This is a genomic window from Asticcacaulis tiandongensis (genome assembly GCF_006475605.1).
GTDB lineage: Bacteria > Pseudomonadota > Alphaproteobacteria > Caulobacterales > Caulobacteraceae > Asticcacaulis > Asticcacaulis tiandongensis.
Window position 1 is genome coordinate 92,049 of the sequence record NZ_SSBC01000021.1, and the last position, 15,700, is coordinate 107,748.

Annotated in this window: 9 protein-coding genes; 3 read left to right on the forward strand and 6 right to left on the reverse strand. The window is 55.5% G+C overall.

The genetic code is table 11. From position 1 onward, the window contains the following. Window positions 1-5: 5 nt before the first annotated feature. The 6 genes from E5201_RS13770 to E5201_RS13790 form a co-directional block, all read right to left on the reverse strand. Window positions 6-2,321, reverse strand: coding sequence for a glycoside hydrolase family 2 protein (locus E5201_RS13770; RefSeq protein WP_140987023.1), 2,316 nt, complete (start codon window positions 2,319-2,321; stop codon window positions 6-8). A gap of 347 nt (window positions 2,322-2,668) precedes the next feature. Beyond that, on the reverse strand, window positions 2,669-4,627 hold the full coding sequence (locus tag E5201_RS13775; protein WP_246050805.1) for a glycoside hydrolase family 43 protein: 1,959 nt from the start codon (window positions 4,625-4,627) through the stop codon (window positions 2,669-2,671). Window positions 4,628-4,704: 77 nt separating this feature from the next. Next, window positions 4,705-6,618: an NPCBM/NEW2 domain-containing protein gene (locus E5201_RS13780; protein ID WP_140987025.1), complete on the reverse strand. Its 1,914-nt coding sequence runs from the start codon at window positions 6,616-6,618 to the stop codon at window positions 4,705-4,707. Between the two features lie 56 nt (window positions 6,619-6,674). Then, window positions 6,675-7,727: an alpha/beta hydrolase gene (locus tag E5201_RS13785; RefSeq protein WP_140987027.1), complete on the reverse strand. Its 1,053-nt coding sequence runs from the start codon at window positions 7,725-7,727 to the stop codon at window positions 6,675-6,677. Between the two features lie 20 nt (window positions 7,728-7,747). Beyond that, window positions 7,748-7,888 (reverse strand): hypothetical protein, encoded by a 141-nt coding sequence (locus E5201_RS14825; protein WP_181404646.1) that lies wholly within the window; start codon window positions 7,886-7,888, stop codon window positions 7,748-7,750. A gap of 413 nt (window positions 7,889-8,301) precedes the next feature. Next, window positions 8,302-10,488, reverse strand: coding sequence for a putative bifunctional diguanylate cyclase/phosphodiesterase (locus E5201_RS13790; protein ID WP_140987029.1), 2,187 nt, complete (start codon window positions 10,486-10,488; stop codon window positions 8,302-8,304). A 256-nt stretch (window positions 10,489-10,744) separates the two neighbouring features. On the opposite strand from E5201_RS13790, the gene E5201_RS13795 reads away from it, so the two are divergent. The 3 genes from E5201_RS13795 to E5201_RS13805 all read left to right on the forward strand — a co-directional run bounded on the left by E5201_RS13795 (window position 10,745) and on the right by E5201_RS13805 (window position 15,677). After that, window positions 10,745-11,269, forward strand: coding sequence for an RNA polymerase sigma factor (locus E5201_RS13795; RefSeq protein ID WP_181404647.1), 525 nt, complete (start codon window positions 10,745-10,747; stop codon window positions 11,267-11,269). A 12-nt stretch (window positions 11,270-11,281) separates the two neighbouring features. Then, window positions 11,282-12,274, forward strand: coding sequence for a FecR family protein (locus E5201_RS13800; protein WP_140987033.1), 993 nt, complete (start codon window positions 11,282-11,284; stop codon window positions 12,272-12,274). Between the two features lie 202 nt (window positions 12,275-12,476). Next, a complete protein-coding gene (locus E5201_RS13805; RefSeq protein ID WP_181404648.1) occupies window positions 12,477-15,677 on the forward strand; it encodes a TonB-dependent receptor in 3,201 nt (1,066 codons plus the stop codon). Window positions 15,678-15,700 lie beyond the last annotated feature (23 nt).

Below are 15,700 nucleotides of genomic sequence, written 5' to 3' on the forward strand. Positions count from 1 at the left end.
CCTTCTTACTTCAGTGCCTCCGATACACCCTTCCATGTGGCCCGAATCTGCCCCTTGTCTGCCTTAACCCGCACCAGAAGGCTGGCTATGCCGGCCTCTGTTGTCACGGTCGAAGGGCCGAGAATGTCATAGCCACCCGTCACCGTAAACGTGACCTCCTGACCGGATACCGGAACCACCCTGCCCGAGGCATCCACGACCTGCGCCCGTACAAAGACAGTGTCGCCGGTTGTTGGCTTAACCCCATGGTCATCGATCCAAAGCTTAAGCCCCGTCGCCTCACCGGCAGTGACCAAAACATCTTCGGCGACAGCCTTACCGCCGATATAGGCGACCGCTTTCAATTCGCCGGGCTGGAACGCGCCCGCATCAAACGTCAGGGGTGGATTTTTCAGATTAGGGTGCTTGGCTGAGGGCGCGCCTTTCTTGCCGAGGCTTTTGCCGTTGAGGAACAGTTCAACTTCTTCGGCGTTAGAAAATACCCGCACCTGCGGAGACGATTCTGCATTCCAGTAACTGGCGATCTCGACCATTGCCCCACCACCCCAGACAGGTGAAGATTCATCAGCCGGACGCTGTGACCGGAAGAAGGCTTCGGCAAACTTTGGCAGGCGATCAATGCTCATGGCACCGGATGCTTCGAGATCAGGCGCATAGCCACGGCCGTAATCGAACATGACCCAATAGCCGTCAGCAAAAGCCTTGGTGTTGAAATTGTCGTCATGGGCTTCGGCGAGGTTGGACGCCATTTGCAGCAAACGCGTCTCACCGCTGCCGAGCAATTGACGGCTGGAACGATCATCCGGTTTCAGATCGGCCCAGTCCGACTGATTGAAACCGGCGTTCATGGCATAGTATTCCCAATCACCGTATTCCGATACGATCAGCGGTTTATCAGGCAAAGCTTCTTTATGACCAATGCGGTGCTGACGGGCCTGCAGATAGATGTCATAAGTCTCAGGCTTCCAGCCTGCCGACCATCCCTGATCACCCGGATATTCGGTTTTAACTGTGCTGTGGAGCGCCTGCATCAGTTCGGCGGGCATCTGCGTCTCGTTCAGCGAACATTCCCATGCCAGCACGCTGGCATGATTGCGGTCACGCCGGATCATATCGCTACAGGTCTTGATAGCCTGCGTACTAAAGGCCGGGTCCTTGTTAAAATACTGCCAGCCCGGAATGGCATCCAGAACGATCAGACCCAGTTCATCGGCCGCATCCATAAAGGATTTTGAATGCGGATAATGCGACAGGCGAACATAGTCGAACCCGGCACGCTTGATCAGCAGCGCATCGCGGTAGTTGGCGGCATCCGACAAGGCATAGCCAATATACGGATATTCCTGATGGCGGTTCACGCCGCGCAGGAACGTCTCTTCGCCATTAATCAGAAGCTTGTCGCCATTAAACGCGAAGCGGCGGATACCAATGCGGGTCTTCGCCTCGTCCGTGTCCTTGCCCGAAGCAACGGTTGTTTTCAGATCATAGAGCGCGGGCGACTTAGGCGACCACAACTGAGGCTTCGGGACCTCTATATCCACCTCAAAGTGCCGCCGCTCACCGGCGTTCAGCGTTGCCGACACTTGCTTTGTAGCAAGCGTTTTTCCCTGCCAGACAATGGCGTGACTGACACTCACGGATCTGGAGACATTAGCGCTGTTATATACTTCGGCCTTGACCCGAACGGTCGCTGACTGGGTGTCCGCCTTGGGGTAGGTCACAAAGATACCGCCTCCGGCAGGTGTGTCCGACCACATTTCGTCAGTCAGATGCACCGCAGGTTTTACGGTGAGTGAAACCCCGCGATACAGGCCGCCATACTGGATATAATCCAGATCTTTCAGAGGCTTTGGCCCGGTTATGACATTGTCTTCGTTGTTAATGCGCACCTGCAATTCACCGCGGCCATCCGCCAGCGCGTCGGTCACATCATAGGTAAAGGGCAAATAGCCACCCAGATGCTGCCCCAGATGCTTGCCATCCAACCAGACGTCGGCAACATTCATTGCACCCTCAAAGCGCAAATAGGCCCGCTCACCCGGCTTAAGGGTCTTAACAATTGAGCGTTTGTAAAAGGCCGTGCCCTGCCAGGCGTTGGTAGGAATGCGGTCTTCAATACGTGCCGTGTGCGGTAGCGAAACCTGCGTCCAGCCATCAGATGGCACCTCATCCGGCGTTTTAATACCTGTGCCATCATCCCGATGAAATGACCAGCTGTCAGTCAGGATATGGACCTCGCCGCCCAGGGCCGGTGCGCCTGTCAAAACTAACATCGACATGGCGGCGCCCATAAGCGCGTTTCGTAAGTTCAGGTTCGGCATTTTTTTGTTCCTCACGGATTGTCGTACCAATGGCAAATTGAGGTCGTTTGTTCACATACACGCAGAATTTGGACACACCTCCTGACTCTGCAAATGCAGATTCAGGAAAATCGGAGGGTCTGAAAAGAAGAATTGGCGCGCTAAACTGTCACCTGCGTGCATAGGCAGGACATTTAGCAAGTCATCTGGAATCGGGTGCCGCCATTATTCTCCCTGTTGAGGATCCGCAAGCGCGGATCTCTTTAATGACTTTGATTATAGCCTTATGATGCCTTTCTGCCCCGCTTGCGTCAACTGATGGCACCATAAATATAATACAATTAAACAGGCTTATTTTGGGCGACAGCCTATGGGGCAATGCGGCCCCTGCCATTGACAATAGGCTCACCGACATCACCAGGCTTGAATGGAACGACCATCGGGTCCATCGGCCTGATGCTGCCGTCGGGATTGAATTCCATACGCGCCAGAACCGTCTGGCGCTGATAGCCACCACCTTCGGGCAGAGCATGACGGTGATAGGCAACATACCAGCGGTCCGTCCCCGGCACATTGACCACACTGTGGTGCGCCGTGCCCACGGCCGGGCCGTTTCTTTGCAGCACGATGAAGTCCTTGTCAGGGGTTACAACCGGCCCGAGCGGAGACTCGGCCACGCCCCAGCCGACGCGGTAATTCGGGCTTCGGGCATCATCAATCGACCACATGAAGTAATATTGGCCATTGCGTTTAAAGACGACGGGGCCTTCGCGGTGGTCTTTCAGTTCAATAGTCATGACCGGCCCATCGACCGTGATCATGTCGCGCTTAAGCTTAACGACATTACCCAGTCGTCCATTGCCATAATAGAGATAGGCTTGCCCATCCTCATCGATGAACGGATAGGGGTCTATGGTGTTGGTTTCGATACCTGTGCCTTTAGCGAGCAAGGGTTTGCCCAATGCATCGACAAAGGGGCCGGTCGGGGATTTCGACGTGGCCACACCGATATTTCCTTCGGCGCAGAAATAGAAATAATAGGTGCCGTCACGTTCGATGGCATCTGGTGCCCAGGCCTGAATCTTACCCCAGCCAAGGTCATTGGCCACATCGAGGATCATGGCCTCACGCTTCCAGTCCACAAGGTTTTTGGATGACCAGACCGAAAAATCCGTGGTCTGCCAGTTAGGCTTATCGGAGGTGGGATAGATATAATAGGTGTCACCGAATACACGGATGGATGGGTCCGCCGTAAAGCCGTCAAGTGCGGCTGGCGGGGCCGGAACCACAGTCACCGGAGTCCCGGACGGCTTAGCGGTTTCCATTTCCCTGACCAGCCAGGCCGGCGCACTGAGGACCGTGCCGTGGCGTTGGCCCTTGGCAACGGTGACCTCAGCGGACACATCCGCCCAGTTGACCCAGTCGGTCGTTTCGAAAACGCCGTAACGGCCATCGGCATAATAATCTACATAGAGACGGGTCTTGCCGTCCTGCGTCCTCAGGGTCGGCCCTTCGGCGCGCTGACCCGACACCAGCGGGTTTGGCATGAGCCTGTATGGCCCCAGCACAGTATCGGCCACGGCCCAGCGAATGGCCCCCCATTGCTGGCTCGCCTGACGATCGCCTTCCTTGAAGACCGCAATATAGCGCTCACCGTCTTTGATCAGGGTGGTGTCAATATGATCAAAGCCCGGATCGATCAGCAGCTTCGGCGCGCTGAAGGTCTCGAAATCCTTCGTGGTGACATAATAGGTGCGGTTGTTCATCCGCTCATCTGAGCGGGCTTCGGCAAAGCGCCCGTCTATGTCCGACGACCAGGTGATGACATATTGTCCCGTGGCCTCGTCATAAAAGGTTTCCGGCGCCCAGGCGTTGTGGGTGCCGTCAACGCCTTCAAAAAAGGGCAGATAGGTCTGCTGTGACCAGTTGACCAGATCGGTCGAGGCGGCATAACCGATGCCCTTGTCTTTCCAGCCCGTCGTCCACACCAGACGAAATACCCCGTCGGGGCCGCGCGTCAGGTGCGGGTCGCGCATCAGGCCACTGCCCAGCGCAGGCTTTAGGAAGACCTTTCCCATATCCTGCCATGTGCGCCCGTCATCTTCGCTGAACGACAGGTGCAGGCCGTCGCCGCTGCCCCTGAAAGAGGTGAACAACAGGTTGCTGATCGGCCAACGCGGGCGGGTTTGGGGTGCCTGAATTTCCGTCTGAGTCTGTGCCTGCGCAGGCGGCGTAATGGGTGCGGCAGGCTGCGCCACCGCCGCCGAGGCATAGGCGAGCCACATACCGGCAAGGCCCGATCTCAGGCAGGTGTCAAGGGTGGGCATGGTGTCACTCCGTATATATCAGACGTCACTGTAAACATTCAGGCGCTTGGCGACGCGCCCAAGCGCGCGTTCTCGTCCTATTTCGTAAGCGCGGCATTGCCCCAGGTCACGGGCAATGTCGCTCCGGCATCTTTCGCATCGCTCTGGACGCGGGCAACCAGTTCGATAAGTCTGACACCCTCAACCGATACAACCATTTTCTCAGTGGCTTCGCCGAAGGCTTTGGGGCCTGAGCGCGTGAGCAACCGGCCGTCGCCATAGACCTCAAAGATAACAGGCGCATTGCGGTTCACCGCCGTGTCATCGATGCCTACCTCTGCCGTGAAGCTTTTATAGCCGTGGTTCTGAACCTCCAGACGCGAATTCCCCAGCACACCCAGACCGGTGTCAAAAGGCTTTCCGCCGACACGCAGCGGTTCTCCGAAGGGTGTACGATCTGCCTGCGCACCGCCCCAGCCGCCATATTGCGGATGATCACCGGGGCCGCGTGAATGCCAGGCGGTCCGGTGAATGAAGGGGTCATGCTGAGGCACAACAACGCCGTCTTCCGCCGGATTCACATTCCCCGGCTGCTCCGACAGATAAAGCCCGTCAGCCAGTACGCGCTCGCCTGAAACCTTATATATAAGCGTTTCCCGCGGCGCGAGCTGAAGCCTTTGCTCGCCCCTGAATTCCGTTTTTTCACCGTCCCACAGACTGGTCAAAGTGATCGTGACATCATCACGCAATTTCAGATGACCGGCCGTCAGAATGGCGTTGAAAGGCACAAGACCACGATTGAACAGCACAAGGCCCTTTTCGCCAGTGCTCAGGGTTTTTACGAAGATTTGCAGATCACCCGACTGATGGGCCAGCACCGCCTGATGTCCGGCAGGGTCCTGATTCAGAGCAACGATTTCGGCATTGCCAAATAAGGCCATCTGTTCCGGTGTCGCCTTACGCAGATCATAACCGATGATCAGAGGCGCATTCAGTATGGCCCATAGCGCGAAGTGAGAGCGGGCCTCTGTCATATGGTTGCTATCAAAATCACCGGCACCGATAAACAGCATGTCAGGATCATTCCATGATCCCGGATGGGCATACAGTGCACGGGTGGAGGCGGTATCGAGATTGGTGAGCATACGCGACCAGTTGGACGTAATATCATCGCTGGTGCGCGACATATTGCCCATATCCTTGCCCCAGGCCCGAACATCAGCCGACCCCCACAGACAGAGCGAATAGACATAATCCCCATCAGGATTATAGCGCTGCAAGGCCTCATCAACCTCGGTATACAGTTCACGCACCTTTGCGATATCGGTTCGCCCCAGCGCGCCCATTTCGATCAGAGGCTTAAATTCCCTGTAATTGCCCGAAGTGACATGTTTCGTGTCTGCCCCCAAACCCCGAATGCCGCAGGCATCCACCTTGATGAAGTCAAAGCCCCATTCTTCGAAATAAAGCCGGATATCTTTATCGACATGGCCATGCAGGCCAACTTCGCGTTCCGCAAGACTGCCTTCGGGCTGATTGGCAAAATGGGGCGTATAGACCTGCCCGCACGAATTGCGGCCAATATCCGAATAGATGCCCGCCTTAAGCCCCATCGCATGCAGCCGGTCCGTCAGGGGGCGAAAGCTCGTCAGGTCATCCGGCCCGATGTTGGCCGAAGGGAACTTGTCGGTACGTATGACCATCCGCCCATCCGATTGCCGCCGCTTCATCCACCAGCCATCGTCAATATTTACATACCGGTAGCCAAGTTCCGCAAGACCACTGTCCACCAGTATCTGCGCCGAAGCCAGAACCTTGGTTTCGTCGATATCGCTATAGAACGCGTTCCAGCTATTCCAGCCCATAGGCGGGACCGGCGCACGGCCGTTGGTGTTGGCGCTCCACTGACCCGTAGGCTCCAGATCAAGCGATTGCGCCATCACGGGCGTGACTGAAAGAACCGACGCTGCGGTCAGGCTGAGAATGGCTTTGGCGAATCGTGCGGGAAACATCTGGTCACCGTAAAGAAATATGCGTTTGAGACGTCGGAGGCGGATCAGCCCTCTGATCAGAACTTGAGATGCTCTGAAAAGAACGGCATGACCTTTTCCTCGAAGCGCGAAGACACGCCGCTACCATGGTCACCGTCATAGACCTCGAACACATGCCTGATGCCGAAGCGCTCAAAGGCTTCATGCAGGGCCGTATTATCCACAATAAGGCTGTCGCGGTCGCCGACATCAATGGCAATCGCCTTATAACGGCGCAGGTTACGCGTATATTGCGGCACCATGGCCAGAGGCGCATTGGCCGCCCATTCGGCGATTACGCTGTCCTGCACCACGCCGTCCCTGGTCGGAAGATCGACAAAAAATGGCGGCTTGCCGGGGTTTGGCGACCAGCTTGAGGCGACCGCCAGCGTGGCGCGGATCATGAAGTTGCCGGCCACGGCCTGTTCTTTGGTGGTGATGTCTTCGACGGTGCGGCCCATTTCCGGACTTATGTCGCGTGCCGACAGGCAGCAGCCGCTCATGGCATAAAGGCTTGAGAAGACATCGGGATATTTCATACCGATGCGGGTCGTTCCGTATCCCCCCATCGAATGCCCCATCAGCCCACGGCTGTCACGGTGAGCCAGTGTACGGTACTTCGCATCGATATGACTAACCAGATCACGGGTAATATAGGTTTCCCAGTCCCCCGTAGTGTCCGAAACGGAATACATGCTACCGCCATGAAGCGTATAGGCGTTGGGAAAGACCAGTATCATTTCCTTCGTCCCGGCAGCGAAAGCGCTGTTGATCCGGTCTTCCAGCTTATCCGCCTTGAACCAGCTTTCCGGAGAACCCGTATAGCCATGCAGCGCATAGACGACCGGATAACGGCGGCTGGTATCGGTGCCATAGCCAGGCGGCAGCACGACCCAAACCTCACGACTGGGGTCATTACCCTCCAGATTGCCCTCAAGCGATTTGCCGTGCACCTGAATACGCTCGATAGTGATCCCGTCCGAGACTTTTGGGGCCGCTGTCTGGGCTACGGCCTGCGATGTCACAAGCGCCGGAAAGGCCACACCTGAGGCCAATAACAGTGCGCAAAGCCCCGCCTTTAATCTGAGCATTCCTGTTCTCCCTGATGTAATTAGTGTTTGTTCCCGTGGCTGAAATAAGCATTCAGTCGTTTGGCGTCTTCCGGCGTGATGGCAATGACCGCATGCTTCGGATTAAAGCGGGCGCCAAGCCAGAGACCCGCACGGACAGATGGGGCGCGCTCACCGTTCATGTTTAACCTGTTTCAATTATCAGTGCGCTGCCCTGCATTATCTGCCTGTATCTACGGCAGCCGTTTCCCGGATTATATGTCTGAGTAAATATCAGCCAACACGGCAATGCAACCCATAAATACCATATGTGATCATTATAAATGATCATTTTTTACTGGTTATGTTCGATAAAGCTCAAAAGCCACAATGAATATGGCCTTATTTGCATGAGAATATCTGAACTTCGGAGCCAGCAACAATTGCCGTCTATTGAGGGGTTAGACGCATATACCGATCAATAAAATCGTAGCAGCGGCGATCCATCTGAGCCTGCCAAGGTTGTTACAACGCATAAAGGCCGCTTTTTAGGGGTTTTGTATACTGAAACCCCGGAAATCAAATGGTCCAGCTATTTGATATATCTGCGGTGACCCTAAGCCCGTCGCCCTGTGAGCATACCCACGCCGGACAGAAGGCGCTCAAATTCGGACGCCCGTACCGGTTTTCCGAAAAGGAAGCCCTGACCCTCTTCGCACCCCTTGTCATTCAGCCAGTCGCGTTGCTGCACCGTTTCGACGCCTTCTGCAACGACATCCAGTTCGCAACCCTGTGCCATCGCAATCAGGCTCGAGACGATCGCGTCATCCTTCGCTGCCTCGCACATGGTGCTGACAAACGACCGGTCTATCTTTATACGCGTCAACGGGTAGCGCTTGAGCAGACTCAATGAGCCATAGCCGGTGCCAAAATCATCAAAGGCAATGCCCACACCTGCGGCATGTAATTTTTGCAACGGTTCAAGAACGAGATCATCCCGATCGAGAATGATGTTCTCGGTGATTTCCAGTTCCAGCAGGCCGGGTGGCAGATCATATGTCCTGAGCGCCGTCATGACGCGGGACACGAGATCGTCGGCACGGAACTGCGCGGCAAAGAGGTTGACGCCCATACGAATCTGGTGCCCCTGCCTCTGCCATACCGCCGCCTGGGCACAGGCCGTGTCCAGCACCCAGGTACCGACGGAAGCCGCCAGAGGACTGACCTCAAGGGCCGGTAAAAACGCGGACGGCAGCAACAGCCCCCGATCCGGGTGCCGCCATCTGATAAGCGCTTCGGCACCAACCAGCTTTTGATCCTTGAGACGAATCTGCGGTTGGTAGAAGAGTTCGAACGCTTCGTTCTCGACCGCCCTGTGCAACTCGACATCGTACATTCGCCGCGCCTGCGCCGCCATGCGCATGGCCGTTACGAACACGCTGACCGCACCATGGCCGCTCTTCTTCGCTTCGAACAAGGCGAGATCGGCATTTGCCATCAGCTCATCGGGGTCGGTGGAATGCGACGGACAGATGGCCACGCCGCAGCCAGCCGTGATACGAATTTCATTGCCATCCAGTATAATCGGCCTGGCCAGAGCCGCCATAACGTCATTGGCGCCTGACGTGGCGCTGAAAACATCCCCGACACCTGAAAGCAGTACACCAAACGTATCGCCGCTTATGCGGGATACCAGATCGCACGCCCTCAGCACAGTCTTCAGTCGTTCGCCGACTTCCTGAAGGATGGCGTCGCCTATGCCATAGCCAAGCGTGTCATTGATATCCTTAAAGCCGTCTATGTCGATCACAAGCACAGACGCTGGCCTGTTTGCCTTTAAATGATCGGCAAGCGCCTCCACAAAAGCGGTCCGGTTTGACAGGCCGGTCAGGTCATCGAAGTGCGCAATACGCATCAACGCTTCGGCCTGCTGGCGACGTTCGGTGACATCCAGCAGTATTGCTCCGAAATGAAGCCGGCCGCCCTCCTCCCAGCACGAAGGTGAGAACTCTATCGGAAACCTCGTACCGTCCTGCCTGAGGCCGGTTACCTCCTTCACAGCGGAATTGACCGCTGGCACACCGGAGGCAACGATCCGCTCGATGTCCTGACGGAACGCCAACTGATTGCTCTCAGGCATAAGCATTTCGACTTGCCGATCGACCGCTTCGTTTTCGCTATAGCCGAACATGAGTGTCGCTGCGCGATTCCAGGCGGTGATTTTAAGGTCCTGATCGAAACAGACGATGGCGTTTGGCGAACTGACAGCAATCTTCTGAAAATCCGACTTGCCCTGTCCGGTAGCCACCTCAAGACGGCGGAGCTCAAGCTTATCGACAGCCAGACTGGCCAGACCTTTCAGGTTCTCACGTTCCTGTTGCCGGAAAGCCTGCCGCGGCTTCCCGTCGATTACGCATAACACGCCGATGGCATGGCCGTCTGGCGAGCGCAACGGCACGCCTGCGTAAAAGCGGATATTGGCTGGGCCCGTCACAAGTGGGTTGTCATGAAAGCGCTCGTCGAGATGGGTATCGGGCACGACTAACACGTCATCCTGCGTAATGGCATGGGCACAGAAGGAGACGTCACGGCTGTTATCGAAGTCGCCAACCCCATGGTTCGCTGCCAGGAAAACCGTATCGCTTCCGATCATGTTTACCGCAGCCGCCGGTATGTCGAACATCTGCGCCGCAATCCGAACAACCGAATCCAGACTGGGCAGTGGACTTCCGTCTTTCAGGCCATATTGGTTCAACGCGTGTATGCGCTGATTTTCGTCTCTGATCTGGCTCGGACAACGCACCCAAAACCTCCCGGTTTGTATGTTTACCTGTCGGACTTCCGAAACCCTATCGGGAATTTATGATCGATACCTTAACAACCTGCGCGGGCACTCCCTACCCACAATGCCGGCTGGTGTAGAAGAACATCAAGGCACGGGCCTCCGTGTTGACGAAATGCGACCGTGTGCTACGCTTTGGGCATAATAAAAAAAGATGAGCGAACGGCCTGCCCTTTCCGGTTACCAGATCAGAAAGCATGCCGGTCAGGAGGGGCTAATGACACCGCATCCACATAAGACCCCCACAGGGGAAACGGCCTCTCTTTCGCACCTCTATAAGCAATACAACCTCAGTCTGCAAAAGTTCTTCATGCGCCGCGTCAGAAGTCGTGAAGAAGCGCAGGATATGACCCATGATCTTCTGCTGAAGCTGGCGCGACAGTCGGACATAGAGAAGATGGAAAACCCCGAAGGCTACCTTTTTACCGCAGCCTCTAACGCGCTTAAAGATCGCGCACGGCACAACCATATTGCGACACGTTACCTCTCCGAGACCCTGAGCACCGAAAAAAATATTGAGGCACTTTCACCTGAACGCGTTCTAATTAGTAAACAGTCACTTGAGCGGATAATGCTGGCTCTGGAGAAACTTGATGAAAGAGCGCGAGAGGTATTCATTCTGCACAGGCTCGAAAGCATGAAATATGCTGATATTGCCCGCATGTATGGTCTGTCCGTCTCCTCTATCGAAAAGGACATGATCCGTGCTATTGCCCACCTCGCCCGTTATGCAGAATTTTAAGGCCTGAGACACTTGCCCTCGAATCTCCCTCCTCTGGCCCTCCCTCCGGACATTCTGACTGCCGCTGCCGACTGGCTGCAAAAGCGTCAGACAGATGCCTTGTTTGATGAGGTCGCGTTTACCCAATGGCTGGCCGAAGATCCGCGCCATGAAGATGCCTGGCTGCGGGTACAATCCATGTGGGCAAGCTTCGACGATTACCAGACGGCACCGGAATTGCTGGCCTTACGCACGCGTGTCCTGCAACGCGCCTACCAGCGCAAACAACGCCGGTGGTCTAAGGGGGAATTGGGTCGCCGCAGCCTGCTGTTTGGCGGCGGCGCGGCAGCCGCAGCGGTTATAGGTGCGGGCCTGTTTCTTTATGGCAGCCATCATCAGACGTTTTCAACAGGCATCGGAGAGATGCGTACCCTTGTCCTCTCCGACAGATCGCTGATCACACTGGACGCCAATTCCAGACTTATCGTCAGCTATAGCCATGACCTGCGACGCCTCGAACTGATACAGGGACGTGCGCACTTCGATGTGGCCCACGACCCTTCCCGACCCTTTCAGGTCGAGGCCCGTCATCAGACCGTGACCGCTCTCGGTACGGATTTTACCGTTGAGCTCCGCCCGCGCGCCCTGACCGTAGCGCTTTTCAAAGGCAAGGTCAGCGTCGGCGAAGCGTCCGGCAAATTACATCAGCTCACCCCGCTTCAGGAACTGAGGTTACACAGCGATCTGCCCGAAGGGTTTGCCATACGCCCCCTGAATGCGACGCAGGATCTGGCCTGGCGTGAAGGGCGGCTGATTTTTAATAATGAACGTTTGGCAGATGCCGCCGAACGGATGAGCAACTATACGCAAACCCGCATCAGCGTCGACAGGGATGTCGCAGATATGAGAATTTCGGGTATGTTCATGGTCGGGCAGACCAACGCCTTTATCGATGCCCTGCAGGCCTATTACCCCCTACAGGCAGACATTTCACCTAATCGCGTAACTATTCGATCAAGCTTATAACAAGAAACGGCCCTCATCTGGTAATATATCCGGCCACAACCGGCCAATCAGATGACAGAAGGCCCAGAAGTAAAAAACAAGTTGGCCTGAGTCTGGCGGATGAAACCAGCGACTGACAGGCCAGCGACAGGGATGAGGGATGAAAAACGGGAAGTCAGGCAGCGGCCTTTTCCTGCTGACATGCTTTTGCATGTGCAGCCTCTTGCTCCTTGCCTCGCCTGCTACAGCACAGAATACGCGGCAACGTTTCGATATCGAAGCCCAGTCACTCGATCAGGCGCTGGATGCCTTTGCAGCTTTGGCGCAGACGCCGGTTTTGTTTGATCGCGCGCTGGTTAACAAGCGAAACAGCACCGCCGTACGCGGCCATTTCACAGACAAGGATGCCGTAGCCAGATTACTGAGAGGCACCGGTCTGACCTACAGGATCACTCAGGGTGGTGTTATTCTGATCGTGCCGGAACCGGAACCAAAGACGACGAAAGCCGCCCCCGCGACGGCTGTGGCCGCCCACCCGGACGAGAGGGACGAATACGAAGAATATATTGAACCTGTCACCGAAGTGGTCGTTACCGGTTTTCGCACCAGCCTTGGTCAGGCCCTTTCTCTCAAGCGGCACAGTGAAGCGAATATAGATGCGATCTTCGCCGAAGATGTGGCAAAATTCCCCAATACCAATCTGGCTGGAGCCATGCAGCGCATACCGTCCGTTACCTTGATCATCGGTGATGGCGGCGAAGGCAGGAACATAACGGTTCGCGGATTAGGCCCTATGTTCTCACGTGTACGCATAAACGGTATGGAGGCCGCTTCCCAAACGGGGGCCTCTGATAAATTCGGGCCGAACAACAATTCCCGCAGTTTTGATTTCAACGTCTTCTCAAGCGATATTTTTTCCGCGCTGATCGTTACCAAATCGGCCGTCAGTGATGTCGAGGAAGGCTCTCTCGGGGCGACGGTCGACCTTCATGTGCCCAAGCCTTTCGATTTCGAGGCAGACAGGGTGATCTCAGTATCGACCCGCACCAGCCGCAATACCATAAGTCAGTTACGGGATGGCCGGGCTTCTGTACTTGTGTCGCAAAAATTCGGCGGCGGACGCTTCGGCTTACTGGCTACCGCTTCACATCAGAATGGCCATACACGTGAAGTCGGCTATTCGGCTGCGGATATTTTATCGGCGGGTCTGAGCGGCAACGGCACAGGCACCGGCGCTGAGGTTCAGCCCTTTTGCACGCCCATGGGTTATCCGGTCATAAGTCCCAATCCGGCCCTTTTTGTCCCTAAGGGTACAAGCGAACTTTTCTGCTCGACCGGCAACCCCCGGACCGGCAGTCTGTCTGCCTATAAGACGATTATGGATTTACGCAGCCCCATCGCCCCGCACGTGCCGGCCAGTGGTGCGTTTTTCCCGCGCCTGCCGCGATACCTCAACTCTACACAGCGCGAGATCCGTACGGCAGGAACATTCAGTTTCCAGTACCGTCCGGACATGGATACCGACATCGGCTTCGACGTAATCTATACCCGTTATGATAATTTGCGTCAGGACAACTATATCGAGGCGATTTCTTTCGCCCGATCCGCCACCGCAAATGGTCAGCCCATGATGTCCGTAAAAGACATCAGGTTCACCTCTGACGGCTCCCTGCTGTATGGCCTTTTCGACGGGGTTGATATCCGCTCCGAAGGCTTGACGGATAAGTTTTCAACGACCTTCACCCAGTCCAACCTCTCCTTTCGCCGTCGATTTACGCCGACGTTGGAGGTCACCGGTTTTCTGGGCGCGTCTGACACGGTTTATGACAATCCAAAGCGATTGCAATTGTTTATGGACGCCATTGATACGGTTGATTTCGCAATCGATTTTCACGGCAATAACCGTGGCGTTCCACACCTCTCCTTTGGTCCGCTGGATGTGAACGACATCGGGTCGTTCCACTATCAACCGCCGCTGACGGATGGCACGGTTCTTGGCGGGTTTTCCACACAAAGCAAACCCCTGACCACTACCCTCGTCAATCGCACACTGGCGGCAGATGCCAAATGGACGCCATGGACGTCCTTTTCTATCAAAGCCGGGTATGAGCATCGTACAGAGGCCTACTCAAGTCGATATTTCAGCCTGATACCTGCGCAAACGCCCGTGCTGTCCAAACTTGATCTGAGCCACATGGCGATGGGAATATCGGGCCTTGATAAGCTTTGGGGTCATGGCGCACCATCGCGCTGGGTCGCCATTGACCCTGAAAAATGGGCGCAGGCCGTCGACTGGAACAGCTTTAAATATTGCAGTCTGGAATGTGGCACCTCTGATAATGACATCAGGGAGACGACATCGGCGGTTTACGCCATGCTGATGTTTGACACGAAGTCAGTGGCCCCTGTGCCCATACGCGGCAATATCGGGATCAGATACTTTCATACCGACCAGCTAACCATCGGATACATTCCGGTCACGGCCCCGGAGGGATCAGTTCATCCGTTGACGAGCGAACGGGTCGTGGCTGAGCGCAGTTATCAGGACCTGTTGCCTTCCGCCAATATTGTATTTGATATTTCAGACACTGCGCTTGTGCGCGTTTCAGCGGCAAAGGTGATATCGCGTCCTGACCTTTATACCCTGACACCCAATGCCGTCGTAAATGCCATTCCCCGTATTGCCACAGTCAACAATCCGTATCTCAAACCCATTCAGGCGACGACCTTCGACCTGTCTCTGGAGTGGTACTTCTCAGCAACATCGCTGTTTTCCGCAGGCGTATTTCATAAGAATATTTCCTCATACATCCAAAGAATAAACAGTCAGGCCACCTTTGAATCCCTGGGCTTGCCGACGTCACTTCTCAATAACAGCAACAGCTTGCCCACCGATATATTCACCGTCTCCCAGCTCGCCAACACATCCGGTGGCCCCTTAACCGGTCTGGAACTTAACCTTCAGGCTGATCTGGATTTTCTGCCCGGTTTCTGGAGGCATTTTGGTGTGCTCGCGAACTACACCCGTACACAGTCACGTATTAACTATATTCTCTCCAGCGAAAACAGTCTGGCCAGCACAAGCGTGACGGCTGACCTGATTGGCTTGTCGCGCCACTCCTCAAGCGCAACAATCTATTATGAAAACAAGACCTTCAGTGCCCGACTGATGGGCACCTACAAAAGCGGTTACATCCGCCGCATTCCGTCCGGCCCGGGCAGTGACATACAGGGAAACGCCCCTACCTTTTTCCTTGATGCGTCGGCCTCATACGACCTGACCCCAGGCGTACGCATATTCTTCGAGGCCCAGAACCTGACCGATGAGCATAACCGGCAATATATAGACAGTGTACGTCAGGATACGGTTTACGACACGCGTTCCGGTCGGACGGTCAGCTTTGGCCTGACCATGCGCTATTAGGGCCTTGCCTTAAGTATGATTAT

Excerpts from the sequence above, each read along its gene's own strand:
- E5201_RS13770 (WP_140987023.1), bottom strand. The coding sequence starts at position 2,321 with ATGCCGAACCTGAACTTACGAAACGCGCTTATGGGCGCCGCCATGTCG.
- E5201_RS13775 (WP_246050805.1), bottom strand. The coding sequence starts at position 4,627 with ATGCCCACCCTTGACACCTGCCTGAGATCGGGCCTTGCCGGTATGTGG.
- E5201_RS13780 (WP_140987025.1), bottom strand. The coding sequence starts at position 6,618 with ATGTTTCCCGCACGATTCGCCAAAGCCATTCTCAGCCTGACCGCAGCG.
- E5201_RS13785 (WP_140987027.1), bottom strand. The coding sequence starts at position 7,727 with ATGCTCAGATTAAAGGCGGGGCTTTGCGCACTGTTATTGGCCTCAGGT.
- E5201_RS14825 (WP_181404646.1), bottom strand. The coding sequence starts at position 7,888 with ATGAACGGTGAGCGCGCCCCATCTGTCCGTGCGGGTCTCTGGCTTGGC.
- E5201_RS13795 (WP_181404647.1), top strand. The coding sequence starts at position 10,745 with ATGACACCGCATCCACATAAGACCCCCACAGGGGAAACGGCCTCTCTT.